The 25,834-nt window shown below is 64.5% G+C and carries 24 protein-coding genes; 13 read left to right on the top strand and 11 right to left on the bottom strand.

The window, feature by feature from the left end:
• Positions 1-6 precede the first annotated feature (6 nt).
• Entirely contained in the window at positions 7-378 is a 372-nt protein-coding gene (locus LPB04_RS00555; RefSeq protein WP_193686887.1) for a nuclear transport factor 2 family protein, read from the top strand.
• Between the two features lie 33 nt (positions 379-411).
• Here LPB04_RS00555 and LPB04_RS00550 read toward each other — a convergent pair whose 3' ends face one another.
• Positions 412-1,608, bottom strand: a complete 1,197-nt coding sequence (locus LPB04_RS00550) for an acyltransferase family protein (protein ID WP_193686886.1) — start codon at positions 1,606-1,608, stop codon at positions 412-414.
• 265 nt (positions 1,609-1,873) lie between these two features.
• Here LPB04_RS00550 and LPB04_RS00545 point away from each other — a divergent pair, with 265 nt between their 5' ends.
• Both LPB04_RS00545 and LPB04_RS00540 read left to right on the top strand, forming a co-directional pair.
• The gene (locus tag LPB04_RS00545; protein ID WP_193686885.1) at positions 1,874-3,130 is read left to right on the top strand and encodes a serine hydrolase domain-containing protein; all 1,257 of its coding nucleotides are present in this window, start codon (positions 1,874-1,876) and stop codon (positions 3,128-3,130) included.
• Between the two features lie 210 nt (positions 3,131-3,340).
• Positions 3,341-5,026: a methyl-accepting chemotaxis protein gene (locus LPB04_RS00540; protein WP_193686884.1), complete on the top strand. Its 1,686-nt coding sequence runs from the start codon at positions 3,341-3,343 to the stop codon at positions 5,024-5,026.
• Positions 5,027-5,089: 63 nt separating this feature from the next.
• On the opposite strand, the gene nth is transcribed toward LPB04_RS00540, so the two are convergent.
• Together nth and rsxB are read right to left on the bottom strand one after the other, a co-directional pair.
• Entirely contained in the window at positions 5,090-5,779 is a 690-nt protein-coding gene (nth, locus tag LPB04_RS00535) for an endonuclease III (protein ID WP_193686883.1), read from the bottom strand.
• A gap of 3 nt (positions 5,780-5,782) precedes the next feature.
• Entirely contained in the window at positions 5,783-6,466 is a 684-nt protein-coding gene (gene rsxB, locus LPB04_RS00530) for an electron transport complex subunit RsxB (RefSeq protein ID WP_193686882.1), read from the bottom strand.
• Between the two features lie 170 nt (positions 6,467-6,636).
• Here rsxB and LPB04_RS00525 point away from each other — a divergent pair, with 170 nt between their 5' ends.
• Positions 6,637-7,077: an RcnB family protein gene (locus tag LPB04_RS00525; RefSeq protein ID WP_193686881.1), complete on the top strand. Its 441-nt coding sequence runs from the start codon at positions 6,637-6,639 to the stop codon at positions 7,075-7,077.
• A gap of 109 nt (positions 7,078-7,186) precedes the next feature.
• Positions 7,187-7,393, top strand: coding sequence for a hypothetical protein (locus LPB04_RS00520; RefSeq protein ID WP_193686880.1), 207 nt, complete (start codon positions 7,187-7,189; stop codon positions 7,391-7,393).
• Between the two features lie 79 nt (positions 7,394-7,472).
• Here LPB04_RS00520 and LPB04_RS00515 read toward each other — a convergent pair whose 3' ends face one another.
• The 5 genes from LPB04_RS00515 to LPB04_RS00495 form a co-directional block, all read right to left on the bottom strand.
• Positions 7,473-8,708: a polyhydroxyalkanoate depolymerase gene (locus LPB04_RS00515; protein WP_193686879.1), complete on the bottom strand. Its 1,236-nt coding sequence runs from the start codon at positions 8,706-8,708 to the stop codon at positions 7,473-7,475.
• Between the two features lie 303 nt (positions 8,709-9,011).
• Positions 9,012-10,109, bottom strand: coding sequence for an NAD(P)/FAD-dependent oxidoreductase (locus LPB04_RS00510; RefSeq protein ID WP_227496566.1), 1,098 nt, complete (start codon positions 10,107-10,109; stop codon positions 9,012-9,014).
• Positions 10,110-10,261: 152 nt separating this feature from the next.
• Positions 10,262-10,585, bottom strand: coding sequence for a ferredoxin FdxA (fdxA, locus tag LPB04_RS00505; protein WP_193686878.1), 324 nt, complete (start codon positions 10,583-10,585; stop codon positions 10,262-10,264).
• A 205-nt stretch (positions 10,586-10,790) separates the two neighbouring features.
• The gene (locus LPB04_RS00500) at positions 10,791-11,072 is read right to left on the bottom strand and encodes a protealysin inhibitor emfourin (RefSeq protein ID WP_193686877.1); all 282 of its coding nucleotides are present in this window, start codon (positions 11,070-11,072) and stop codon (positions 10,791-10,793) included.
• Positions 11,069-12,583: a gluzincin family metallopeptidase gene (locus LPB04_RS00495; protein ID WP_227496565.1), complete on the bottom strand. Its 1,515-nt coding sequence runs from the start codon at positions 12,581-12,583 to the stop codon at positions 11,069-11,071. Before LPB04_RS00495 ends, LPB04_RS00500 begins: the two co-directional genes overlap by 4 nt.
• 163 nt (positions 12,584-12,746) lie before the next feature.
• Here LPB04_RS00495 and LPB04_RS00490 point away from each other — a divergent pair, with 163 nt between their 5' ends.
• Complete coding sequence (locus LPB04_RS00490; RefSeq protein ID WP_193686876.1) at positions 12,747-13,028, top strand: polyhydroxyalkanoic acid system family protein; 282 nt, start codon at positions 12,747-12,749, stop codon at positions 13,026-13,028.
• 51 nt (positions 13,029-13,079) lie between these two features.
• On the opposite strand, the gene LPB04_RS00485 is transcribed toward LPB04_RS00490, so the two are convergent.
• Both LPB04_RS00485 and LPB04_RS00480 read right to left on the bottom strand, forming a co-directional pair.
• Positions 13,080-13,334: an acyl-CoA-binding protein gene (locus LPB04_RS00485; RefSeq protein WP_193686875.1), complete on the bottom strand. Its 255-nt coding sequence runs from the start codon at positions 13,332-13,334 to the stop codon at positions 13,080-13,082.
• 165 nt (positions 13,335-13,499) lie between these two features.
• Positions 13,500-13,856 (bottom strand): FKBP-type peptidyl-prolyl cis-trans isomerase, encoded by a 357-nt coding sequence (locus tag LPB04_RS00480; RefSeq protein ID WP_193686874.1) that lies wholly within the window; start codon positions 13,854-13,856, stop codon positions 13,500-13,502.
• Between the two features lie 170 nt (positions 13,857-14,026).
• Here LPB04_RS00480 and LPB04_RS00475 point away from each other — a divergent pair, with 170 nt between their 5' ends.
• The 4 genes from LPB04_RS00475 to LPB04_RS00460 all read left to right on the top strand — a co-directional run bounded on the left by LPB04_RS00475 (position 14,027) and on the right by LPB04_RS00460 (position 21,844).
• Positions 14,027-14,839 carry an EI24 domain-containing protein gene (locus tag LPB04_RS00475; protein ID WP_193686873.1) on the top strand — a complete coding sequence of 271 codons (813 nt, stop codon included), beginning with the start codon at positions 14,027-14,029 and terminating at the stop codon, positions 14,837-14,839.
• Between the two features lie 343 nt (positions 14,840-15,182).
• On the top strand, positions 15,183-18,431 hold the full coding sequence (locus LPB04_RS00470; RefSeq protein WP_193686872.1) for a transglycosylase domain-containing protein: 3,249 nt from the start codon (positions 15,183-15,185) through the stop codon (positions 18,429-18,431).
• On the top strand, positions 18,428-19,822 hold the full coding sequence (locus LPB04_RS00465) for a TAXI family TRAP transporter solute-binding subunit (RefSeq protein WP_193688804.1): 1,395 nt from the start codon (positions 18,428-18,430) through the stop codon (positions 19,820-19,822). The genes LPB04_RS00470 and LPB04_RS00465 overlap by 4 nt, the downstream gene beginning before the upstream one ends.
• A 54-nt stretch (positions 19,823-19,876) precedes the next feature.
• Complete coding sequence (locus LPB04_RS00460; protein WP_227496564.1) at positions 19,877-21,844, top strand: CocE/NonD family hydrolase; 1,968 nt, start codon at positions 19,877-19,879, stop codon at positions 21,842-21,844.
• Between the two features lie 57 nt (positions 21,845-21,901).
• On the opposite strand, the gene LPB04_RS00455 is transcribed toward LPB04_RS00460, so the two are convergent.
• Positions 21,902-22,360 (bottom strand): rhodanese-like domain-containing protein, encoded by a 459-nt coding sequence (locus LPB04_RS00455; RefSeq protein ID WP_193686871.1) that lies wholly within the window; start codon positions 22,358-22,360, stop codon positions 21,902-21,904.
• A 319-nt stretch (positions 22,361-22,679) separates the two neighbouring features.
• Here LPB04_RS00455 and glnA point away from each other — a divergent pair, with 319 nt between their 5' ends.
• The 3 genes from glnA to glnL all read left to right on the top strand — a co-directional run bounded on the left by glnA (position 22,680) and on the right by glnL (position 25,833).
• Positions 22,680-24,095, top strand: coding sequence for a type I glutamate--ammonia ligase (glnA, locus tag LPB04_RS00450; RefSeq protein WP_193686870.1), 1,416 nt, complete (start codon positions 22,680-22,682; stop codon positions 24,093-24,095).
• A gap of 152 nt (positions 24,096-24,247) precedes the next feature.
• Complete coding sequence (locus tag LPB04_RS00445) at positions 24,248-24,754, top strand: DUF4124 domain-containing protein (RefSeq protein ID WP_193686869.1); 507 nt, start codon at positions 24,248-24,250, stop codon at positions 24,752-24,754.
• Positions 24,751-25,833 (top strand): nitrogen regulation protein NR(II), encoded by a 1,083-nt coding sequence (gene glnL, locus LPB04_RS00440; protein ID WP_193686868.1) that lies wholly within the window; start codon positions 24,751-24,753, stop codon positions 25,831-25,833. The genes LPB04_RS00445 and glnL overlap by 4 nt, the downstream gene beginning before the upstream one ends.
• The last annotated feature ends 1 nt before the right edge of the window (position 25,834 follow it).

Here is a 25,834-nt window from a genome sequence, read left to right as displayed (position 1 = left end):
GCCCACATGACGACTCTTGATCCTGCCGCCGTGGTGCAGGCCCAGCTCGACGCCTACAACGCGAAAGACGTCGACGCCCTGATGCGCACCTATGCGCCCGATGCCCAGCAGTTCGTGCTGCATGGCCCGCTGCTGGCGCAAGGCCATGAGGTCATCCGGCCGCGCTATGTCGCGCGCTTTGCCGAACCCGACCTGCACGCGCGGCTGCTCGGCCGCACCGTGCTCGGCAACTTCGTCACCGATCTCGAACTCGTCACCCGCAATTTCCCGGAAGGGCTGGGTACGGTCGAGATGCTGTGCATCTACGAGGTCGTGGAAGGGCGCATCCAGCGCGCCTCGTTTGCCACGGGCGCAACGACGCTGGTCACTTCTCCGTAGGCGCCGGGCTGGCCGACTCCACAGGTCAGCCCTTCATTTCGGTTCGACCGCCGCCGGCACGCCTGTTTGTACCGCCTTCGGCTGGCGCCGCCCGTTCAGCAGCACGCCGATGAAGGTGTACCGCACCAGCACCTGATAGGTAACCAGGCAAGCCGCCGTCGTCGCCAGAATGTTCAGTGCCATTTTGGTCAGCGGCCCGAACGGCTGGTTGAACAGCAGCGCGCCGAAGCCGACCGTTCCCAGCATGTGTACCAGGAATACCCAGTACGAGCTGTCGGACACGTAGCGCAATACCCGGTTCTGGGTCGGCAGGTAGCGCAGGAACAGCCCGATCAGGGCCAGGCTCCAGAGCCAGCTCGTCAGGTTGTAGAGGAAGGCGACGACCAGTTCGATATGCGCCAGGCCATGCGGGTTGGCGACGAAAGATTTAAGGGCGCCGAGCACCAGCACGAAGCTGACACAGCCTGCGGCCGCATTGCGCCAGCCCCTGGCCGTCAACAGCGGAAACAGGAAATCCTGGTGGCGATGCAGGTAGAGGCCGAAGACGAAGAACAGCCCGTTATGCACCAGTTCGCTCAGATTCGGAATGAAGGACCCGTTCGGCGCCAGCACGCCGGCCCGGTAGAACGAGCCGATCAGCGCCAGTGGAATCGCCAGCAGCAGCGGCCCCCACCAGTTGGCGGCCAAGGTGCGGAACAAGGCGTCGATCCTTGCCCTGAGCCCGCGGGGCAGCCGCGCCGCTGCCGGCGCGAGCACGGCGGTCAGCACGCAGAACCAGATCAGGTAATAGATGAACCACATGTGCATCGTATTGAACGGGGAACCCATCTTCGACTTCTTCGCGAGCAGCGCTACCTCGATACCTGGCGTGCCATATGCCATCAGGTGGACGTAGACCAGCATGAGCAGCGTCGTGCAGACGATGAGGATCGGCCAGAAGACCGCAAAGGGCAGCGCCAGCCGGCGCAGCCTGTGTCTCAGCATGCCCTGGTAGCCCTGCCGCGCCACCAGCAGCGCCACGAAATACCCGGCCAGGATGAAGAAGGCGGGCATGCGGAACGCATGGATGAACAGCAGCACCAGGTCGGCCAGCGGCGTGGTCTGGGTATCGCGCCAGGGCAGGGCCGAGGGCCCGGTAGTGTGGTTGATCGCGACGTGCAGGACGATCCCCAGCCACATCAGGATGGCGCGCAGGTTGTCGAAGGAATGCAGTCGTGCGGATGGCTCCATATACCCGTTCAGACCTTGCCGCGTGAGCGGGCGTCGCGCTGGCAGATGGACCATTTTAGCTGAGAAAGTTGCTGAAATTACATATATGCATTGAATTTCGGTAAGCGGAAATCAGTAACGCACAGTGACTCATCGCTCGGAATGGAACGATGGCCGTATTGCCTCAACAATAATAACGTGACAAGACGGGCCGGTTTTACAGCCGGTCCCATCTTCGTCGCAGCACGCCGGCACCCTTGTTCAACCCGAATGAAGGAATCCCGATATGTCGCGCGCAACACCGTTCGTATTCTCCCTGCTGTGGGCTGCATGTGCGGCCTGCGCCCTTGCCGCCCCGGATGAAGACAAGCTGGGGAAGGCGCAAGGCTACCCGGTCGGCACCGCAAAAAACTGGTTCTATGACGAATCGGTGCGCGTCGGTTCGTTTACGGCGCAAGGCGAGATTCCGGGTATTTTTGGCGGCAAGGCCAACGTCCTGCCGGCGAGCAGCGCGCCGATGCCCTTGCGCCGGCGCGAGGGGGAGCCGCCGATCCGCTGGACGCTCGACGGGCGCAAAAAACTGGGCGTCGACGACTACCTGGCGCGCCAGCGCATCATGGGCCTGCTGATCATCAAGGACGGCGTGGTACAGGTCGAGCGCTACCAGTACGAGCGCACGCCGCAGCAGCGCTTTGTGTCGAATTCGATGGCCAAGTCGCTCGTCTCGCTGGCAATCGGCATCGCCCGGCAGGAAGGCAAGATCGCCTCGCTCGACGACCGCGCCGACAAATATGCGCCGAAGCTGGCCGGCACCCTGTACGGCGAAACGACGATCCGCAATCTGCTGCGCATGTCCTCGGGCGCACACTTCGAGGAGCGCTACGACGGCAAGGACGACCTCGAGCGCTTTGCCCGCGCCGTCATCCAGGGCGGGGTCGAGGAAGCGGCCGGGGTGATCACCGAACGCGACGCGCCGCAGGGCAGCCGTTTTTCCTACGCCAGCGCCGAAACGGAAATCATGGCGGCCGTCCTGCGCGGTGCAACCGGGAGCAATCTGAGCGACTATCTCGGCACCCGCCTGTGGCAGGCGATCGGCGCCGAGACGCCGGCGCTGTGGCGCGCCGATCGGACCGGCCTTGAACGCGCCGCCGGAAATTTCAACGCCACGCTGCGCGACTACGGGCGCCTGGGCATTGTTTTGGCCAACGACGGCGCCCGTCCCGACGATCCCCAGCACCGGCAGGTCATCCCGCGCGACTACCTGCTCGAGGCCACCGACTGGCGCCGTGCGCCTGACGCCTTCCATCCCCAGGTAGCGACGCCGTATTACGGCTACGGTTACCAGTTCTGGACCTTCCCGGGCGAGAAGAGGCGGTTCGCCATGCTGGGCGTGTACGGCCAGATGATCTTCATCGATCCGGAACTGAAACTGGTGATGGTGCAGACGGCGGCCAACGCGACCGCCAAGGCCGGGCAAACGTCCCTGGGCAAGGAAGCCGATGCCTTCTGGCGCGGCGTGGTGGCGCATTACGACCGCTGGTAGCATTATTTCAACAATAATGACATGCCCCTAACGATGTTGTGACGTAGTGACAAAGTTGTGCGGGCAGTTCGTCAAATTTCCATTTTTATTGCCGTAAGGATACTCGTCCAGTAGACTGGCCCGGACTGACGCGCCGCCTGGCTCGCGTGCACGATGCGGCATAGGCCGCGTTGCACTGGCGCCCATTGCGCCTTTACTCCTGGATTCACGATGAAACTGAGCCGTAAACTTCCTCTCTGCTTTGCCGCAGTCGCCCTCGTGGTGGCCTGCGCAGGCTTATTCGGTCTGTCCGAACTGAACCGCTCGATCACCACCTACGGCGGCGCCGTCACCAGCTACAGCCAGGCACAAGGCGTCGAAACGCTGCTGTCCACCTTCAAGACCCAGATCCAGGAGTGGAAGAACACGCTCCTGCGCGGCAAGGATGAAGCCCAGCGCACGAAGTACTGGAAAGCGTTCCAGGACGGCGAGCGCGAGGTCGCGAAAGAGGCGGCGAAGCTGATGGCATCTCTGCCTGCCGGCAAGGAGCGCGATCTGGTCGAACAGTTCAACCGTGCTCACGAACAGATGGGCCGCGACTACCGTGCGGGCTTCGAGCAGTTCACTGCTGCCGGTTTCGATGCGGCCGCAGGCGACGCCGCCGTCAAGGGCAAGGACCGTGGGCCCTCCGAATTGCTGGTCAAGGCACGCGAACAGATCGTCGCCCATACCGAGGAAAGCGTGGCGGCCGCCGATGCGAGCAGCAAGCGCGCCACCTTCCTCAGTCTGATTGCGATGGTGCTCGGCTCGGCCGCGGCGATCGCCGCCGGCATCGTCGTGTCGCGGTCGATCGTGCGTCCGCTGGACTTCGCAGTCAAAGTGGCCGAAACGGTGGCCGGCGGCGACCTGCGTGCCCGCATCGAGGTCACCTCGAACGATGAGACCGGCCAGCTGCTGGCCGCGCTGAAGCACATGAACGAGAGCCTGAAGCAGATCGTCACTCAGGTGCGCAGCGGCGCCGAGACGATCTCGGTGGCGTCCAATGAAATCGCCCAGGGCAACCTCGACCTGTCCTCGCGCACCGAACAGCAGGCCGGTGCGCTCGAGGAAACCGCATCCTCGATGGAAGAGCTGGCCTCGACCGTGAAGCAGAACGCCGACAATGCGCGCCAGGCCAAGCAGCTGGCGATCAGCGCCTGCGACGTCGCCGTCAAGGGCGGCGACGTGGTCGAGCGTGCGGTCGGCACGATGGCGGCGATCAGCGAATCGTCAAAGCAGATCGTCGACATCATCGGCGTGATCGACGGCATCGCCTTTCAGACCAATATCCTGGCACTCAATGCGGCCGTCGAGGCAGCGCGTGCCGGCGAACAGGGCCGCGGGTTTGCCGTGGTCGCATCGGAGGTGCGCAATCTGGCCCAGCGCTCGGCGGTAGCGGCCAGGGAAATCAAGGGCCTGATCGGGGCCTCGGTCGAACGTGTCGAAGCCGGAAGTGCGCTGGTGAGCGAGGCGGGCGCCTCCATGACCGACATCGTCGCCAGCGTCAAGCGCGTGATGGACATGATGAGCGAAATCAGCGCGGCCACGTCGGAGCAGGGCGCCGGTATCGAGCAGGTGAACATGGCCGTGACCGAGATGGACACGGCAACCCAGCAGAACGCCGCCCTGGTCGAGGAAGCGGCGGCAGCGGCCCAGGCCCTGCGCGAACAGACGATGACCCTCAATGAAGTCGTGAGCGTGTTCAAGCTCGACGGCGACAGCAGCGTGGCAGCGGCCGCTAACGATGCACCGGCGGTACAGTTCGTCAAGCCTGCGCCTGCCATCCGTCCGGCCCCGCGTGCCCTGGCAGCCGCAGGCGTCAAGCGCCCGGCACCACAGCGCGCTGCGGCCGGCGGCGGTGACTGGGAAGAGTTTTAAGCCAGCGTTTTTGCCTTGACAGCCCGCGCCGGTGCAAGCTGCGCGGGTTTTTTTGCGCCTGCGTCAGGCAGCGGGCAGCGCAACTGGCGGCACAGCATCCGGCGCAACCAGGCCATCCGGCGCCGGCGTCTTGTCGCGGAATTCGCATAGATCGTTGATGATGCAGTTCCAGCACTTCGGCCGGCGCGCGACACAGGTATAGCGCCCGTGCAGGATCAGCCAGTGGTGCGCGTCCTGCAGGAATTCCTTCGGCACGAATTTCAGCAGTTTCATCTCGACCTGGTCGACGTTCTTGCCCGGTGCGATTTTCGTGCGGTTCGAGACGCGGAAGATATGGGTGTCGACCGCCATCGTCGGCTCGCCGAAAGCCGTGTTCAGGACCACGTTCGCCGTCTTGCGACCCACGCCCGGCAGGGCTTCCAGCGCTTCGCGCGCGCGCGGCACTTCGCCGCCGTACTGGTCCACCAGGATCTGGCAGGTCGCGATCACGTTCCTGGCCTTGGTGTTGTACAGGCCGATGGTCGAGATATAGGTTTTCAGCTCGTCGAGACCGAGATCGAGGATTTTTTGCGGTGTGTTCGCCACCGGCCACAGGCGGCGCGTGGCCTTGTTCACGCCGACGTCGGTCGACTGCGCCGACAGCAGCACGGCGATCAGCAGTTCGAACGGCGTCGTGTATTCCAGTTCGGTGGTCGGATGCGGATTGGCGGCGCGAAAGCGCGAAAAAATCTCGAAGCGTTTGGCTGGATTCATGCGTCAGTCTTTTTGTTCGGAAGCGTTGCCGGCCGCGCGCAGGCGCGCACGCTCCATGGCCGCGGCGATGATCGCGCGTTTGCGCTCCTTCTCGGCCAGTTCTTCAGGCGTGTTCGTTGCCTCGGCGGTAACTTCGCGCATCTTCTCGACGGCTTTGGCCGCCAGGCGCGCATCGTTTTCCTCGCGCTCGCGGGTCAGGCGCTGGGTGCGGAAATCGTGGCGCGCCCGCGCGGCGTCCGCCGCTTCCTGCGACCAGGCGGCCCAGCCGGTGGCGTCACCCGTGACCGGCACCATGCTGATGCAGTCGACCGGGCAGGGCGCCACGCACAGGTCGCAGCCGGTGCACAGGCTCGGCAAAATCGTGTGCATCTGCTTGGCGGCGCCCAGGATCGCGTCGACCGGGCAGGCCTGGATGCACAGCGTGCAGCCGATGCACAAGGCTTCGTCGATAAAGGCGACCGGGCGCGGGCGCTCGACGCCGTTGGCGGGGTTGATCGGGATGACCCGGCGCCCGGTGACGGCCGCGAGCCGGCGCACGCCCTCGAGGCCGCCGGGCGGACACTGGTTGATCTCGGCTTCGCCCGCGGCAATCGCTTCGGCATAGGGCCGGCATGCCGGATAGCCGCATTTCGTGCATTGCGTCTGCGGCAGCTGGTCTTCGATCAGGTCGGCAAGGGTCTTGGTCACGGCGCGGCTGACAATGTAAAGCCGTCATTATCCGACAAAAGGCGGGGGCGTGCGAAGCCTGGTAGCGAGCTCATCGCTTGCGTGGGGAAGCGTACAGAGTGGAAGCATCCCCTGTGGCCTACTGGGAACACCGCCGGTCACCAGCCCGGCTCCCACAACAGGAGAAATCCATGAAGAACAAGATGATTGCACGGGCGATGATCGCCGTCATGCTGGCCGGCAGCCTGCCGGCGATGGCGCAGGACCGGGGCTACCGCGATGGCTACGATAGCCGCGCCCAGGAGCGCCGCGATGATCGGCATGAGATGCGCAACGACCGGCGCGAGGAACGCCGCGACTACCGCGATGCCCAGCGCGAGGCGCGCCGCGACTACCGGGACGACCGCCGCGAGGCACGCCGTGAAGCGCGCGGCGCCGGTCCGCGCCACGACCTCTACCGCGGCGGGCGCCTGCCCTCGCACTATCACAACCGCCAGTACGTGGTCGACAACTGGCGTTCGCATCGCCTGAGCGCGCCGCCGCGCGGCTACCACTGGGTGCAGGTGGGCGGCGACTACGTGCTGGCCGCCGTGGCGACCGGCATCATCGCCAGTGTCCTGCTCGGCAACTGAGCTGTGCGAAAAGGGGGCCGGTAAGTGGCATATCGAACAGATGTGATCCTCACGCAATGGCTTAATGGGCCATGGGCCGCATGACGCGGCAATGCCAACAGGAGAACACATGAACGAATGGATTATCGCCCCCTTGCTTGAACCCGACCCGACCGGCATGATCGCGCACCGGGGCACGTCGCCGGAGGAAGCAGGCCAGCCCCCGCATGAGGGTGTGGTCGACGATCGCCGCCATGGCGACCGCCGCGACGGGCACGACGACGAAGCCGATCCCGATTTCGCGCGTGGCGACGACCGGCGTGGCGACCTGGTCTGAAGACGGCGGCCGGTAGCGGCGGCAGTAAAAAAAATGCCACGACAAAGTCGTGGCATTTTTCATGGGCGGTGTCAGCGGATCAGCCGAATTCGCGGATGAATTCGCCGATCTTCGGACAGATCGTCTCGCGCCAGCGGCGGCCCGAGAAGATGCCGTAGTGGCCGGCTTTCGGCGCCACGAAGTCGCGCTTCATGGTCTCCGGCAGGTTGCTGCACAGTTCGTGCGCGGCCTGGGTCTGGCCGGCGCCCGAGATGTCGTCGAGTTCGCCTTCGATGGTGAACAGGGCGACCGTCTTGATGTCCTGCGGACGCACCAGCTTGCCGCCGACTTCCCAGGTGCCCTTCGGCAGGCGGAATTCCTGGAACACGGTCTTGATCGTGTCGAGGTAGTATTCGGCCGGCATGTCGAGCACGGCGTTGTACTCGTCGTAGAACTGGCGGTGGCTCTCGGCCGACTCGTCGTCACCGCGCACCAGGTGCTGGTAGAACTCGCGGTGCGACTGTGCATGGCGGCCCGGGTTCATGGCGATGAAGCCGGCGTGCTGCAGGAAGCCCGGGTACACCTTGCGGCCATAGCCCGGGTAATTGCCCGGCACCGCGTAGATCACGGTGTTCTCGAACCACGAGAACGGCTTCTCGGTGGCGAGGTCGTTGACGGCGGTCGGCGACTTGCGCGGGTCGATCGGGCCGCCCATCATCGTCATCGTCTTCGGCAGCTTCGGATCGTTGGCCGAGGCCATCAGCGAGATCGCGGCCAGCACCGGCACGGTCGGCTGGCAGACGGAAATCACGTGCACGTCCGGGCCGAGGGCGCGGATGAAGTCCTGCACGTAATAAATGTAGTCGTCCAGGTGGAAGGGACCGCTTGATAACGGCACCATGCGCGCGTCGATCCAGTCGGTGATGAAGACGTCGTGATCCGGCAGCAGGGCGCGCACGGTGTCGCGCAGCAGCGTCGAGTGGTGGCCCGACAGCGGTGCGACCAGCAGCACGGTCGGCTGCGCCAGCGCGGCATAGGCCGCGTCCGGCAAGTCTTTCTTGAAATGCAGCAGCTTGCAGAACGGCTTGGTGACAGCCGCTTCCTCGACGATGTTCACCGTTTCACCCTTGATGGTGACGGTGTCGATGCCGAAGGCCGGCTTTTCGTAATCCTTGCCCAAACGGTACATCAGTTCGTAGCCGGCGGCGATACGCTGGGAGAACGGAGTGTGGGCAAAGGGGGAAACAGGATTGGAGAACAGCTTCGAGGACGCATCCGCCCATTGCATCAGCGGGGTCAGGAAGGAGCGTTGCATCTCGTGCAGTTGATAAAGCATAAATAATTCCTTCATGTGGTGCGTGTCGCCGGGGCGCGTTGCCCAGGCCCTTGCGCCTGGCATGGCTGCCGTATGGGCTGGCCGTCCCTTGCGCGAAAATTCATCAGCCAATTATAGGATAAGTTGATTGACGCGTGGAAATAACCATTTCCCTTGCAGGCTGCATGTGGGGCACGCTTAAGGGGGTTATACACCCGATTTTGATAGGCCGTCGGTGATACGGCACACATAAAAACAAATGCCCCGGAGGACCGGGGCATTGTGGTTTTCATGTAACTGAACGATCGTGCGTTTGTACGAAGATCAATCGAACACAGGCGTTTCGACGCCGAGGATCTTGTGCAGCTTCGGCGAGGTCGTCGTGTACTGCATGTGGATCTTCTTGTCCGGGAAGATATACGGCGCCGCGCCGAAGGCAGCCAGGGCCGCTTCGTGGAAGCCCGACAGGATCAGCTTCTTCTTGCCCGGATAGGTGTTGATGTCGCCCACGGCGAAGATGCCCGGCACATTGGTTTCGAACTTTTCGGTGTCGACCACTTTCAGCTGGCGGCGCTCGATGTCGAGGCCCCATTCGGCGATCGGGCCCAGCTTCGGCGACAGGCCGAAGAAGACCAGCAGCATGTCCAGCGGCACGCGGCGGGTGACGCCGTCGGCGCCGGTGACCTTTACTTCGGTCAGCTTGCCGTCGGTTTCGTCGAAGCCGGTGACCTGGCCGATGATCAGCTGCATCTCGTATTCGTCGCACAGCGCCTTCATCTTGGCCACCGATGCCGGGGCCGCGCGGAAGTCTTCACGGCGGTGCAGCAGCACGACCGACTCGGCCTTGCCGACGAAGTTCAGCGCCCAGTCCAGCGCGGAATCGCCGCCGCCGCAGATGACCAGGTTCTTGCCTTCGAACTGGGAAGGATCCTTGACGCGGTAGTGCAGCTGGCTGCCTTCGAACTTGTCGATGCCGTCGACCTTGATCGTGCGCGCCTGGAACGAACCGACGCCGGCCGCGATGAAGATGGTCTTGGTGATGAAGCGGGTACCGGCCGAGGTTTCGACATTGAAGCGGCCGTCTTCGCGGCGCTGCACGGTCGTCACTTCCTGGCCCAGGTGGAAAGTCGGCTCGAACGGCTCGATCTGCTTGAGCAGGTTGTCGGTCAGTTCCTGGCCGGTGCACACAGGCACGGCAGGGATGTCGTAGATCGGCTTGTCCGGATACAGCTCGACGCACTGGCCGCCGACGGCAGCGAGCGAATCGATGACGTGGGCCTTGATCTCGAGCAGGCCGAGTTCGAAGACCTGGAACAGGCCGACCGGGCCCGCACCGATGATGACCGCGTCGGCATCGATGGCGCCGGCGAACGAAGTGTTAGGGGCGATGCTGCCCGCATCGTGGGTGGCACTGATGGTCATGTGCAAATCCTGTTGATTTTTGAAAAGAGGGGCGCTAATGGCATGCCGTCGATGCGTGCCCGATGCTGCGATGGCCGCTAGTGTGCCATGGATGGAACTTGCCTGCAGGCGCCGGGTAAAACCGGCGTCGGCAGGCGGACAATCAGGCGCGCTTAGCGGGCCAGCTGGTCCAGCTTGTCCTTGACGTCTTTCCACTCGTCGGCGTCGGCCAGGGCCGGTTTGGTCTTCGTGATCGAAGGCCAGGCGCGCGACAGGTCGGCGTTGATCTTGATGAATTGCTGCTGGTCGCCCGGCACGTCTTCCTCGGCATAGATCGCATTCACCGGGCACTCGGCCACGCATACTGCGCAGTCGATGCACTCGTCAGGGTCAATCGCGAGGAAATTCGGGCCTTCCCGGAAACAATCGACCGGGCATACATCGACGCAGTCGGTATAGCGACAGCGGATGCACGATTCGGTGACAACGTGGGTCATAACAGTCCTATCTATGGTGGGGTGCCGCGGCGTCAGGGCGCAAATTGGGGCCGCCAACATGGCAAAGCACTGTATTTTAGGGCAATTCGAGTTTTCCCACAAATCAGGCTTAGACACAATATACATATGCAAATGCATCGGGTGACGCGCGATTTGACCCGGGGAGCCCGGGCACCGCCCGGGGTAACGCCCGCATCCTGCCTGCTTAACCGAGCCTGCGCAAATGCGCCAGCAAGGCCGGCCACCCGGCCGCATCGGCAGAACCCTCGTCGATCAGCAGCACCGAGCGGCAGCGCTCGCCATCCTCGACCGTGATTTCCCAGCGCGGCAGGTCGGCCCCGACCGGCTGGGGCGGGGTGGCGCCGAAGAAGTCGGCGCCGTGCACCAGGGTTTCGAGCACGGGCCCGTCCGGCCGGCAGGCCGTGTCGAGCTCGACGCAGCGCTCGAGGCCGGCGAAGCCGCCCGCCAGTTTCGCGCGGATCTTCATGGCGCAACCGGGACCGGGGCGGCCCGGGTCTGGTCGCCGGGTTCCGGCAGCGGCTCGACCGGCAGCGCTTCGCCGGCCGGGCCGTTGCGGCCGTGCTCGGCGCACCAGCGCGCCAGCGCCTCGGACTCGGCGTCCAGCACGCGTTCGATGTTGTAGTACTCGGCCAGGTTCATGGTGCCGCAGCAGGCGCGCCGGTCCTGCTGGGCGCCGGGAGCGTCGCAGACGACGGCGCTCAGGCGTTGGAAGGTGCAGGTGGCGGACGTTGTCGCGCTGGCGGGTTCGGTGGGAACAGGCATGTCTTGCGTGACTTCCGGCTCCCCGACCACTTCGCGGAGCGTGAACTGGTGGCGGATCGCATCGGCATAGGCGGCCGGCTTGCCGTCCTCTATGGCCAGGCGCAACATTTCGTTGACGACATCGGCATAGGTGGCCGCGATGTCGGGTGCGGCCACCAGGGCGCGCAATACGAGTCCGCGCAGCCAGGCGGCGACCCGGTGCAGCACGGCGGCGTCGTCCTCGAAGGCCGGGTTGCGCTCGAGGGCGAACAGGTCGGCCAGGATGTCGTAGACGGCGCCCGTAAAGACCTGGGAGATCGCGTGCACTTGCGTCCCGGCCTGGGACAGGGTCAGGTCGTTGTCGGCATTCCTCAGGCCCGTGGTGCCGCCGAGCGCCAGGCCGAACTGCTCGGCGATGTCGGCCAGAAAAGTCTTGTCGTGCAAGCGGGCCTTGGTCTGGGCCACCACGGCCTCGCACTGGTCGAGCTGGGACAGGGCCAGGAAGATCGCGGTGAGGTCGCCGAAGGATTCGTGCAGTCCCCCGGTCTGGGGCGGATTATCGGCCTCGAGCCAATGCGGCTTGAGGCCATCGAGCACGGCGTGGCCGGTTTCGTGGGCGACGATGTCGAAGGAACGGCAGGTGAACACGCGCTCCTTTTCCCCCGGGGGCACGAAATCGCCGAACTTCAGGCAGTTCTGGGTTCGGCTGTAGAAGGCGTTCATCACGTTCGGCAAGCCGTAGGGGAAGATTTGCAGCGGCGCCGTGTCGATGCTGCTGTTCCATTGCCAGGGCAGCGGCATCTCGGCGCCGGCGGAGGACAGGGAGCGCTGGTACATGGTCAGGGTCTGGCGCACCACGGCAAAGGTGTGGACGGCATCGAACTGGGGCGTGTCGGGCATGGTGACGAAGTCGCCGAAGGCATTCGGTTCGACCGGGCTGATGCCGGGGTCGCCGGAGGCAATCCGGGCATCTCTCGGGCCGGCCAGCACCACGCCCGGCAGATAGGCTTTCCTCGTGCCCATCTCGAGTACCGACGGATCCTGTTTCCACATCAGCACGCGCGCGCCGAAGGCATAGGGCAGCGGTACGCTTGACTCAGGTGGCGCGCCGGCAGCGCGCGGGGCGCCAGGCTGGTCGAGCAGCTGGGACGCCTTGCGGTGCTGGCGGTAGGGCGCGCTCGGGGTGGGGAGTTCGAAGCTGGCGATGTCGTCGGGTAGCAGGGCTCTTTGTTCCATGGCGCAATCCTCGCGTGGTCGTGATTGACTTGGCTCAGCAGATACTCGCGCCCCCGGCGGATCAGGTTTTGACCCCCATCAATTGCACTGTGGACTGGCATCACGCCGATGCAACTGGCATGATGGCGGATTGTTTTACGCATTTTGTAGAGAAAGGAAGCACATGGCCGACATCCAGATCGTCCAGGAACACAACCTGAGCCCGGAGCGGGCACGCGCCGCGGCGCAGCAAGTGGCCGACAAGGTGGCCGCCGAATTCGGCATGCAGTGGCGCTGGGAAGGTGATGTGTTGCGTTTCGAACGCAGCGGCGTCGAAGGGGCGCTGACCCTGGGCGCGCAGCGCGCGGCGCTGCAAATCAGGCTGGGAATGCTGATGAGTGCGTTTCGCCCGGCGATCGAGGCGAAGGTGACGGACAAGATGCGCAGGATTTTTGCGGCGGCGTGATGCCGTCGCGATGACCGGGGGCACGCGGCCCCCGACGACAAGCCGGGCCGATCAGCCCTTCAGCTCTTCGATCAGATCGACGTACTGCTGCATCGCTTCCTCTTTCGAGGTGCCTTTCAGGCCGTCCCACGCGTCGAACTTGGCGCGGCCGACCATATCGGTGAAGCCTGGACGCTCGCCGGTCGCGTCGCCGCTCGACGCCTGCTTGAACAGCGCGTAGATCTTCAGCAAGGTCATGTTGTCCGGGCGTTCCGGCAGGTTCTTCGAATCGGCCTGGGCCTGGGTGAACTGGTCCTGCAAGCTCATGGAAATACTCCTGTGGTCTGGTTGCTGAATGGGGGCATTGCTTCGAAGGCAATGCGGCGCGCCATCTTAGCGCAGGGGGCGGGAGAAACCGTGCTTTTGGACGGTATTTTAGAGGGGATGCTCGATGCAGGCCCTGCCGCGGGAGCGGCAGGGCGGGGTATTACTTTAGACGCCCAGCAGCTCGACGTCGAAGATCAGCGTGGCGTTCGGCGGAATCACGCCGCCGGCGCCGCGTGCGCCGTAGCCGATGCTGGCGGGGATGGTCAGGCGGCGCTGGCCGCCGACTTTCATGCCCTGCACGCCTTCGTCCCAGCCTTTGATAACGTGGCCGGCGCCCAGCGGGAACTGGAACGGATCGTTACGGTCTTTGCTCGAATCGAACTTGGCGCCGGCGGTGCCGTCGTCGTTGCGCAGCCAGCCGGTGTAGTGGACGGTGACGTAGGCACCGGCTTTGGCTTCTGCGCCTTCGCCGACGACGGTGTCTTCGTATTGCAGGCCCGATGCAGTGGTGGTAGTGGACATGTTGTTCCCTCGATAATCTGGTGAACGGCGATTGTAGTGCATGCCCTGCGAAACTGCCATCCGTTGCCCGTTCCGTCCCATATTGTCCCATCGCGTCTACAATGACCTTTTGACATCGGGAGCCGCGCGACCATGCCCGTATCTTTCCTGACCACACCCTGGAGCCGCACATGAACGGCATCGCCACCGCCTGGGCCCGCGCCCTGCGCGCGGGCTTCTCGCCGCGCATGATGATGCTGTCGCTGGCGCCGCTGTTGCTGTCGCTGCTGCTCTGGGGCGGCCTGCTGTGGGCCTTCGGGCCGGCGTTCTTCGACTGGCTGCAGGGCTTGTTCGCCGAGTACGGCTGGTTCCAGGCAAGCGGCAGCCTGCTGTCCACGCTCGGCCTGGGCATGCTGAAGGTGGTCGTGGTGCCCTTGATGGCGATCCTGCTGCTGCTTCCGCTGATGATCGCCTCTGCCCTGCTGTTCATGGGGGTGTTCGCGATGCCGGCCATTGAACGCCATGTCGGCCGCCGGACCTTCCCCAAGCTCGAGCGGAAGGAGGGCGGCAGCTTTGCCGGCAGCATCTGGATGAACCTGACGAGCGTCATCGTCTTTGCGCTGCTCTGGCTGTGCACGGTGCCGCTGTATGCGATCCCGCCGCTGGCGGTGGTGGTGCAGGCGGCGCTGTGGGGCTGGGTCTCCGCGCGCGTGATGAGCTACGACGCGCTCGCCGCCCACGCCAGCGCCGCCGAGCGCAAGACCCTGATGCAGGCGCGGCGCTGGCCGCTGCTGGCGATCGGCATGGTCTCGGGCGTGCTCGGCGCGCTGCCGGGGATTGCCTGGATGGGTGGCGCGGTGCTGGCGGTGGCCCTGTTCCCGGTCCTGGCGATCCTGTCGGCCTGGCTGTATATCCTGATCTTTTTGTTCACTGGACTATGGTTCCAGTACTACTGCCTGCAGGCGCTGGAAGACTTGCGTGCAAGCGCCCCGGTCACCGCCTGAGCAGACCCGAAAATGGCATGTCATCTGCCCGACATTGACGCCATGTAGGATAGCGAGAAGAATGCTTGTAGGCATCAATGCTATCCAGATAACTCTGCCGTTGTTTTTTTGCGAAAAAGATCAGGGCAGGTCAAATTTCTTGAAGAGGGCTACGTGCAAAACCTGTTGATGTGGTGGAATGATGTCTTGGGCGTCGACACAATTGACATTGGAACGGCGCTTGAAAAAAGAACCACAAACGTGAACCAATGACCACCGCGATCACTCGAACAAACCGGCAGCAGGGATGGCGAGCAGGTTGACGGGATTGCAGGAATGTCGATTCAAAACCGGTTGAGCCATCATGGAAAGCACCCGCCGTTTCAAACGGCCTCGTAACGTATTTCGCGCACTGCGCGGTCAAGCGGCCGGCAATGCCGCGCCCGCAATCGATGCGGCCGCGCAGGAAGAACCCTTGTCCGATACCGTTCCCCACCTTTCGCTGGTGACCGAGACCGGCGCGCCCGCGGACACCTCCCCTGGAGACGGCAACAGCCCTGAACCCGAACGCGAAGGCGAGCCGCCGAAGGGCCGCGGCCGGGGCAAGCTGGTCCTGTTCGGCGTCCTGCTCGTGGTCGTGGCGGCCGGCTCGGCCTATGCGGTCTACGAAACGCGTACCTCGACGCTGCAGGCGAAAGTCTTCGCCGGCATGATGAAGGACGTGCACTACCGGATGGAAAAGGGTCCCAGCAACGCGATCCGCTTCCCGGCCGAGAGCCCCTACGATGCGCGCCTCGGCTATTCGCACCTGCCGGGCTTCCTCGCCAAGCTGCAGACGCGCGACTACGTGATCGACGCCCAGGCGCGCATGTCGCCCAAGATGGTGGAACTGGCCGACCGCGGCATCTTCGCCACCTACCGCGAAAAGACCCGCACCGGCCTCGAGATCCTCGACTGCCGCAGCCAGCCGCTGTTCGCTTCCCGCTTCCCCGAGCGTTTCTACGAGCGCTTCGACGACACGCCGCAGCTGCTGGTGCAAAGCCTGCTGTTCATCGAGAACCGCGAACTGCTCGACCCGGCCTACCCGAAACGTAACCCGGCCGTCGAATGGGACCGCTTCTCGAAAGCCGTGTTCGACAAGTCGCTCTCCGCCATCGGCATCAGCGGCGGCGGCCGCGTGGCCGGCGGCTCGACGCTGGCGACCCAGATCGAAAAATACCGCCACTCGCCGGAAGGGCGTACCGCCTCGCTGCACGATAAATTCGTCCAGATGGCCTCGGCCACGCTGCGCGCCTACCAGGACGGCGAGGATACGACTTCCGCGCGCCGCCAGATCGTGCTCGACTACCTGAACACGGTGCCGCTGTCGGCCAAGCTCGGCTACGGCGAAGTCAACGGCCTCGGCGACGGCATGTGGGTCTGGTACGGGCGCGACTTCAAGAAAGTCGGCGAGACCCTCAAGGGCCGCATGGACACGCCGGAGGCTGTCCTCGTCTACAAGGAAGCGCTGTCGCTGATGATCGCGCAGCGCCGCCCGGCCTATTACCTGGGCGCCGGCGAAGCCGACCTCGAAACGCTGACCAACAGCCACCTGCGCGTGCTGGCGCAGGCCGGCGTGATCACGCCGCAACTGCGCGACGCCGCGCTGGCCGTGAAACTGAAACCGGCGCTCGGCTCCGGCGTCGAAGCCCCCGCGGCCAATGCCTTCGTCTCGCGCAAGGCCTCGAACGCGGTGCGCAACCACCTCGGCTACCTGCTGGGCGAACCGCGCCTGTACAACCTGGACCGCCTCGACATGTCGGTCGTCTCGACGCTCGACTCGGAGGCCCAGCAGGCCGTCACCGCTGCGCTGCGCCGCCTGACCACGCCGGAAGCGGCGGCGGAGGCCGGCCTGACCGGCAAGGGTATGCTCGGCAACGGCGACCCCTCGCAGGTGGTCTACAGCTTCACGCTGATGGAGCGCGGCGACAACGTCAACTACCTGCGCGTCCAGACCGACAACTACGACCAGCCGCTCGACATCAACGAGCAGGCCAAGCTCGACCTCGGCTCGACCGCCAAGCTGCGCACCCTGGTGAGCTATCTCGACATCGTCGACCAGCTGCACAAGCGCTACGAACCGCTCGATCCCAAGGCGCTGCGCGAGGTCCGCATCGATCCGAAAGACCACCTGAGCCGCTGGGCGGTCGACTACTTCCTGGCGCTGCCGGCGAATGCCGACCGCGGCCTCACGCCGATGCTGGCGGCCGCGATGGCGCGCAAGTATTCGGGCAACCCGGGCGAAGGCTTCTTCACCGGCGGCGGCCTGCATTACTTCGGCAACTTCAGCAAGCTCGATAACAGCAAGATCATGACGGTGCAGGAAGCGCTGCAGCAGTCGACGAACCTCGTGTTCGTGCGCCTGATGCGCGACGTGGCGCGCTATTACATGTTCCAGCTGCCGGGTTCCTCGGCCGCGCTGCTGGCCGACGCCGACGATCCGCGCCGCGCCGAGTACCTGGCCCGCTTCGCCGACGCCGAGGGTAAAACCTTCCTGGCGAAATTCTGGAACAAGTACAAGGGCAAGACCGGCGACGAAGCGACCGCGCTGCTGATCCAGGGCGTGCGCCCGATGGCCTCGAAGCTGGCCGCCGTGCACCGCACGATCGCCCCGAACGCGAGCCTGCAGCAGTTCGGCGCCTTCATCGACGCCTCGCTGCCGACCAACGAGGTCGACGAGGAACGCATCGCCAAGATGTATGACCAGTACGCCCCGGCCAACATGTCGCTGGCCGACCGCGGCTATGTCGCTTCGGTTCATCCGCTGGAACTGTGGCTGGTCGGCTACCTGCGCACGCATCCAAAAGCCGGCTGGAGCGAAGCGGTCAAGGCCAGCACCAAGGAGCGCCAGGAAGTGTATTCCTGGCTGTTCAAGACGAACCGCAAGAACGCCCAGGACAAGCGCATCGCGGGCCTGCTGGAAGTCGAGTCCTTCCTCAAGATCCACGCGCAGTGGAAGAAGATGGGCTATCCGTTCGACTCGCTGGTGCCGTCCTATGCGACGACGCTGGGCGCCTCGGCCGACCGTCCGGCCGCGCTGGCCGAAATGATGGGCATCCTCATCAATGGCGGCGTGCGCAAACCCGTCGAGCGCATCGATTCGCTGCACTTCGCCAAGGGCACACCTTACGAGACCCTCGTGAAGCGCGCGCCGAAAGTGGAGAACGAAGTCGTGCTGGCGCCGGAAGTGGCGCGCGCGGCGGTCAATGCCATCCGCGGCGTGGTCTCCGAAGGGACGGCCAAGCGCGTCAAGACGGCGTTCACCACCTCGGACGGCAACGTGGTCGCGGTGGGCGGCAAGACCGGTACCGGCGACCAGCGCTTCGACGTCTATGCACGCGGCGGGCGCCTGATCGAGTCGCGCTACGTGAACCGCTCGGCGACTTTTGTCTTCAACATCGGCGAGCGCTTCTTCGGTTCGATGACGGCGTATGTCCACGGTCCGCAGTCGGAAAAATACGACTTCACCAGCGCGCTGCCGACGCAGCTGCTGGTGACCTTGGCGCCAAGCCTGATGCCGATGATCGAACCGCCGCAAGGCAGCGTGGGCGCCACGCGCCAGTGCGTGCGTTGAACCCGGGTGAACGGGCGCGCCGGGCCAGCCGGCGCGCCGTCTCCAGAATCCGCAGTTTCAGCCTCGTCTCCCTGCGCGACCTGCTGGTCGCCGCAGGGCCGACGATCGTCCTCGTCATCGCTGCCTGTGTCGTCGCCTATTGGGTAGTGGACCCGGCCCCGCCGCGCCAGGTGCGCCTGGCCACCGGCCAGGAAAACAGCGCCTACGAAGCCTTCGGCAAGCAGTACGCGAAGGAACTGAAAAAGGACGACATCCGCGTCACCCTCCAGCCGACGCTCGGCTCGCGCGAGAATCTCGAGCGCCTGCGCAGCGGCCAGGCCGACATCGCCTTCGTCCAGAGCGGCTCGACCAGCGAAGAGCAGGCCGATAAAAAAGTAAAGGAGCTCGGCCTCGTGTCGCTCGGCAGCCTGTTCACCGAACCGGTGTGGCTGTTCGTACGCGAGGGCGTCAAGACGAAAAGCCTCACCGGCCTGCGCGGACTGCGCATCAACCTGGGGCCGGAAGGCACGGGCGTGCCCAACCTGTTCCGGCAGATCTTGAGTGTCAATGGGGTCGAGCCGAAAGAGCTCCGCATCGGCGCGCTCGAGAACACGCCGGCCACCGTCGAACTGCTGGCCGGGCGCATCGACGGCCTGGTCTTCAGTTCGGCCCCGGAAGCGCCGCTGATCCAGATGCTGCTGCAAACCCCGGGCATCCGCCTCTTCAATTTCAGCCAGGCCGAAGCCTATACCCGGCGCCTGCCTTTCCTCACGCACGTGACCCTGCCGCGCGGCATCGTCGACCTCGGGCGCGACATCCCTTCGCAGGACTACCATCTGATCGCGCCGACGGCGACCCTGGTCGCGCGCGCGGACCTGCATCCGGCGCTGATCGATTTGTTCGTGAAGGCGGCCGGCGAGATCCACGGCGGGGCAGGGTGGTTCCAGCAGCAGGGCCAGTTCCCGTCACCGAAGTTCACCGAGATTCCGGTAGCAAGCGAGGCGGCGAAATACTACCGGGACGGCCCGCCGCTGCTGCAGCGCTACATGAGCTTCTGGCTGGCGAATTTGTTCGACCGGCTGTGGGTCGTGGTGGTGGCGCTGGCGGCGCTGGTGATTCCCTTGTCGAAGATCGTGCCGCCGCTGTACGTGTGGCGGGTGCGTTCGCGCGTCTACCGCTGGTACGGCGAGTTGCGTGCGGTGGAGCAGGCCTGGGAGGGCGTGGTCGAAGCGCAGCGCGAGATTGTCCGCCACGATTTGCTGCACCGCCTCGACGAGATCGAGGAGCAGGTCAACCACATCTCGATCCCGCTGGCCTATGCCGACGGCCTGTATGGCTTGCGCGGCCATATCAACATCGTGCGCCAGCGGCTGCAGGCGGCACACCATGACGAAAGCGGATTGCCCGAATAACAATTCCTCACTGAATGCGATTACACTGGCGGCCGTCTTTGTTCAGAGGAATTCATGATGCGTCGCCCGCTTTCCCGTCCGCTTTCCCTGCTCGCGCTGTCGATGGCGCTTGCCTTCGGTCCTGGTCCGATGTTGGCCGCCACGCTGGCCTCCAGCGAGAGCGCCGCCGACGCGCCCGCCGCCAGGCGCAACCTGCGCGAAACCTATACCAAGTACGAATACCGGATCCCGATGCGCGACGGCGTCAAGCTGTTCACGACCGTCTACGTGCCGAAGGACGGTGCACGCAGCTACCCCTTCCTGATGCAGCGCACGCCCTACAGCGCCGGCGTCCAGGCCGAGGGAGAGCTGCGCTATGGCGTCGACTGGATGCCGGGTTCGATCGGTCCCTCGCCCGAGTTCGAGGATGCCGGCTATATCTTCGTGAAGCAGGACGTACGCGGACGCTACATGTCGGAAGGGAAGTGGCAGGAGATGACGCCGCACGCGCAGGCGAAACGGGCCGCGGGCGAGGGCATCGAGAGCCAGGACATGCACGACACCGTGGCCTGGCTGCTGAAAAACGTCCCGAACAACAACGGCAAAGTCGGCATCTACGGCATCAGCTATCCGGGCTTCTATACGGCGGCCAGCATCATCGATTCGCACCCCGCGATCCGGGCCGCCTCGCCGCAGGCGCCGATCGCCGACCTCTACCTGGGCGACGACTCCTACCACGGCGGCGCCTTCATGCTGGCCGCGAACTTCGATTTTTATGCCGCCTTTACCGAGGCGCCGAATCCGACCCCGCTGCCGAAGAGCTGGGCTGGATTCGAATACGGTACGACCAGCGCCTACGACTTCTTCCTGGAGCGCCTGAGCCTGTCGAACATCGCCGCCAGCATGAGCGAACAGCAGCGCGCACTGTTCCTGCCGAACGTCGAACACGATACCTATGACGCGTACTGGAAGGCGCGGGCGATTGCACCGCACCTGAAGAACGTCAAGGCGGCCGTGCTGGCGGTCGGCGGCTGGTTCGACGCCGAAGATCCGCAGGGCCCGTTCACGACCTATGGCGCCATCGAAAAGCAGAACCCGGGCATCGTGAACAGCCTGGTGATGGGGCCATGGGTGCACGGGGGCTGGGCACGCGGAGAAGGTGCGCGCCTGGGGCACGTGAATTTCGACAGCAAGACCTCGGAATACTTCCGCAAGGAGCTGCAGTTCCCCTTCTTCGAGCAGCACCTGAAGGGCGTGAAACCGGCCGCGGCGCTCGCCGAGGTCACCGCCTTCGAGACCGGCAGCAATGTGTGGCGCCGTTATTCGGCCTGGCCGCCGGTACAGGCCAAAGCGCGCACCCTCTACTTCGGCGCCGACGGCAAGCTCGGATGGACCCAGCCGGCGGTCGCCGGCGCTTTCGACGAATACGTGGCCGACCCGCGCAAACCGGTGCCCTATATCGGCTACCCGGCAACCGGTGTACCGCAGGAATACATGGTCTCGGACCAGCGCTTCGCCGCTACGCGTCCGGACGTGCTGGTCTACCAGAGCGCCGTGCTGGAAGACGACGTGACGATCGCCGGGCCGGTGGTGCCGAAGCTGTTCGTCTCGACCAGCGGCACCGACGCCGATTGGGTCGTGAAACTGATCGACGTGTATCCGGCGGCCTATCCGAAAGCGCCGGGTGAACACAAGGGCGGCGACATCGCAGCCCCGGGCGTGGAAATGGGCGGCTTCCAGCAGCTGGTGCGCGGCAACCCGCTGCGCGGCAAGTTCCGCAACAGCTATGAGAAGCCTGAGCCGTTCACGCCGAACAAGGTGGAAGCGCTCAGCTATGAGCTCGGCCAGGTGAACCACACCTTCCGCCGCGGCCACCGCATCATGGTGCAGGTGCAGAGTTCCTGGTTCCCGCTGGTCGACCTGAATCCGCAGACGTTTATCCACATCCCGAAGGCGAAGCCGGAAGATTTCGTCAAGGCGACCCAGCGCGTCTACCGCGCGCCCGCTACCCCGTCCGGTTTGCAAGTGATGGTGCTGCCGTAGGGTGGGCGGGTTCCCCCGGCCACGCGTTCGACAGGCCGCAGATCAGTCGCGAACGATCTACGCCCCGATCCAGGGCAGTCCCGCCTTGCACCATCCGCCCACCGTCTTGCGGTGTCCTTCCCCATCCTTGTCGCCCTCGAAGCCCTCGAGGATGTCGAAGGCGTTGGCGTAACCGAGTTCGGTCGCCACGCGCGCGCTGTGGCGCGAGCGCACGCCGGAGCGGCACAGGAAGAGCAGGACGTCGTCCTTGCCGGCCACGCGTTCGAGTTGCTGGCCGAACTGCGGATTCGGCTGGCCGCCCGGATAGCTCGCCCATTCGACCGCCAGGTGCTGGCCTTCCGGCACCACGACACGGCCTACCCAGTCGCGCTCGGCATTGGTGCGCACGTCCACCAGCTTCACGTTCGGCGCCGCCTGCAGCAGGGTGAAGGCCTCGTCCGGCGTTACCGCACCGGCATAGGGCTGGCCGGGGGCGCGTTCGCGCGCGGCGTCGAGTATCTCTTTGGTCGTTTTCATCTTGTCCTTTGTCGTTGATCGCACCGGCCTGGCGCAGGCTTGCCGAAATAGTGCGTCACGCCTCAAAATAGTGCATTTATGTGCAAGTGCACTACCATGGTGCAAACGTTCAATTGTGGTGCACCGTTGGATATTCCCGTGTTGCTGAAGATTTTATGGTTAAACTCTCGGCTTTCCAAAGAACGATTGCGTATTTAGTCATTCGAATCAGGCTGGCATGGTTCCTGCATAAGTTCCTGCGAGCATGTCGGAGGTTGGCTGACTGGTCGGTAACGATCTCGCCTGTTCTACGGCACCCCATTTTACTTAGGAGAAACGCATGGCAAAGACCGCCGCAGATGTGATGCAGTTGGTGAAGGACAATGAAGTCAAATTCGTGGATTTCCGCTTTGCGGATACCCGCGGTAAAGAGCAGCACGTCACCGTTCCTGTGTCGCACTTCGACCTCGACAAATTCGAGTCGGGCCACGCGTTCGACGGCTCATCGATCGCCGGCTGGAAGGGCATCGAAGCATCGGACATGATCCTGATGCCGGACCCGAACACCGCCAACATCGACCCGTTCATGGAAGAGACCACCCTGTTCATGCAGTGCGACGTGATCGAACCGTCGGACGGCAAGGGTTACGACCGCGACCCGCGCTCGATCGCCAAGCGCGCCGAAGCCTACCTGAAGTCGACCGGCCTGGGCGACACCGCCTATTTCGGTCCGGAGCCTGAATTCTTCATCTTCGATTCGATCCGTTGGAAAGTCGACATGTCGGGTTGCTTCGTGAAGATCGATTCGGACGAAGCTTCGTGGTCGACCGACGCGAAAACCGAAGGCGGCAACAGCGGCCATCGTCCAGCAGTCAAGGGCGGCTACTTCCCTGTGCCTCCGGTCGACAGCTTCCAGGACATGCGCTCGGAAATGTGCCTGATCCTCGAATCGCTCGGCATCCCGGTCGAAGTGCACCACCACGAAGTGGCCGGCGCCGGCCAGAACGAAATCGGCACCCGCTTCTCGACCCTGGTCGAGCGTGCCGACTGGACCCAGAACCTGAAATACGTGGTCTGGAACGTCGCCCACAGCTACGGCAAGACCGCCACCTTCATGCCGAAGCCGATCAACGGCGACAACGGCTCGGGCATGCACGTGCACCAGTCGATCTGGAAAGACGGCAAGAACCTGTTTGCCGGCGACGGCTATGCCGGCCTGTCGGAAACGGCGCTGTTCTACATCGGCGGCATCATCAAGCACGCCAAGGCCCTGAACGCAATCACCAACCCGGGCACCAACTCGTACAAGCGCCTGGTGCCTGGCTACGAAGCGCCGGTGAAACTGGCCTACTCGGCCCGTAACCGTTCGGCCTCGATCCGCATTCCGCACGTCCCGAACCCGAAGGGCCGCCGCATCGAAGTGCGCTTCCCGGACCCGCTGGCCAACGTCTACCTGTGCTTCGCCGCGCTGCTGATGGCGGGCCTGGACGGCATCCAGAACAAGATCCATCCGGGCGAAGCCGCCTCGAAGGACCTGTACCACCTGCCGCCGGAAGAAGACAAGCTGATCCCGACCGTCTGCTCCTCGCTCGAAGAAGCGCTGGAAGCCCTGGACAAGGACCGCGAGTTCCTGACCCGCGGCGGCGTGTTCAGCGACAGCATGATCGACGCCTACCTGGAACTGAAGATGAACGAAGTCCAGCGCCTGCGCATGACCCCGCACCCGGCCGAGTTCGACATGTACTACTCGTCGTAATCCGACTGTTGCGCTACGGCATCATAAGCTGTAAGCGCAGGTAACAAACGCGGGGAGAGCCATTGGCTTTCCCCGCGTTTTTTTATGGATGCGGTATATTCGGCTCAACTCCACCATGCACGCATTCAAGCGTGCTGCCTCTACTGATGCGAATGACAACCAGTGTGACCGGCCTGGTGTTGGCCGGCGTGATGTTCCATGGCGCCGCCGAAGCCCAGACCACGGTCTACAAATGCGTCGACGCGCAAGGCCGCGTCGAATTTACCGACACCGGCAAGAAAGGCTGCAAGGCGCTTGACCTGCCCGGCTATATCCCGGCGCCGGTCGAACGCCGCGGCCCGCCGCCAGCCGCTGCCCGCGCGAGCAATCCGGCTCCGGCCGCTGCCACGCCGAGCCCTTCGAACTTTCCGCGCGTCGACACCTCGCAGCAGCGTGCCCGCGACGACGACCGGCGCGGCATCCTGACCGAGGAACTGCGCGCGGAAGAACAGAAGCTGGGGGACTTGCGCAAGGTCTTCAACAACGGCGAACCCGAACGCCAGGGCAACGAGCGTAACTACGCCAAATACCAGGAACGCGTGGCGCAGATGCGCGACGACATCAGCCGCACCGAACGCAATATCGAAGCGCTGCGGCGCGAGATCGCCAACATACGATGACCATCCCCGACCGTCCCGCCGCCCAGGCCCGCTTCGCCGGCCTGGAGCTGCTCGCTTCCAGCGTGCTGCTGGTCGACGGCAGCGACCGCGTGCGCTATGCCAATCCGGCGGCCGAGAACATGCTCGACGCTTCATTGAAATCGCTGTCGCGCCAGACCCTCGGCGCCCTGTTCTCGAACGGCGACGAACTGGCCGCCCTGTGCGACCAGACCCGGCTGCACCAGTACGCCGACCTGCGGCAGGACCTGGCCCTGGTGCGCCCGGGGCGCGAGACCCTGCACGTGCACTCGATCGCCAGCGCCCTGGAAAACGGCGAAGTATTGATCGAGCTGCGCGAAAACGTGCAGCAGCTGAAACTCGACCGCGAGGAACGCTTCCTCGACCAGAGCCAGGCCAACAAGGAACTGATCCGCAACCTGGCGCACGAGATCAAGAACCCGCTGGGCGGCATCCGCGGTGCGGCGCAGCTGCTCGAACTCGAACTGCCGCCGCTGCACCTCTCCGCGCTGAAGGAATACACGCAGGTCGTCATCAAGGAAGCCGACCGCCTGCAGACCCTGGTCGACCGCCTGCTGGCGCCGCACCGCAAGCCGCACATCGTCGGCGACGTCAACATCCACGAAGTGTGCGAACGGGTGCGCTCGCTGGTGCTGGCCGAATTCCCGAACGGGCTGACCATCCGGCGCGACTACGACGCTTCGATTCCCGAGTTCAGGGGCGACAAGGAGCAGCTGATCCAGGCCGTGCTGAACATCGTCCACAACGCCGCCCAGGCCCTGGCTGGCCGCATCGCGGCGGGCGACGCCGAGATCGTTTTGCGCACCAGGGTGGCGCGCCAGGTGACCCTGGCCAAGGTCCGCTACGGGCTGGCATTAGACTTGCATATCATCGACAATGGACCGGGCATCGCACCGGAGATCCGCGACCGAATTTTCTACCCGCTGGTGTCGGGCAGGGATGGCGGGAGCGGGCTGGGGCTGACGCTGGCGCAAACTTTCGTGCAGCAGCACCTGGGCATGATCGAGTGCGAAAGCCGGCCTGGACTGACGGATTTCCGGATCCTGCTGCCGCTGCCATAAG

The sequence above is a fragment of the Massilia litorea genome (assembly GCF_015101885.1).
Classification (GTDB): Bacteria; Pseudomonadota; Gammaproteobacteria; order Burkholderiales; family Burkholderiaceae_D; genus Telluria; species Telluria litorea.
The sequence above is the reverse complement of the archived record's forward strand: the minus strand, read 5'-3'. Positions and strand labels throughout refer to the sequence as shown.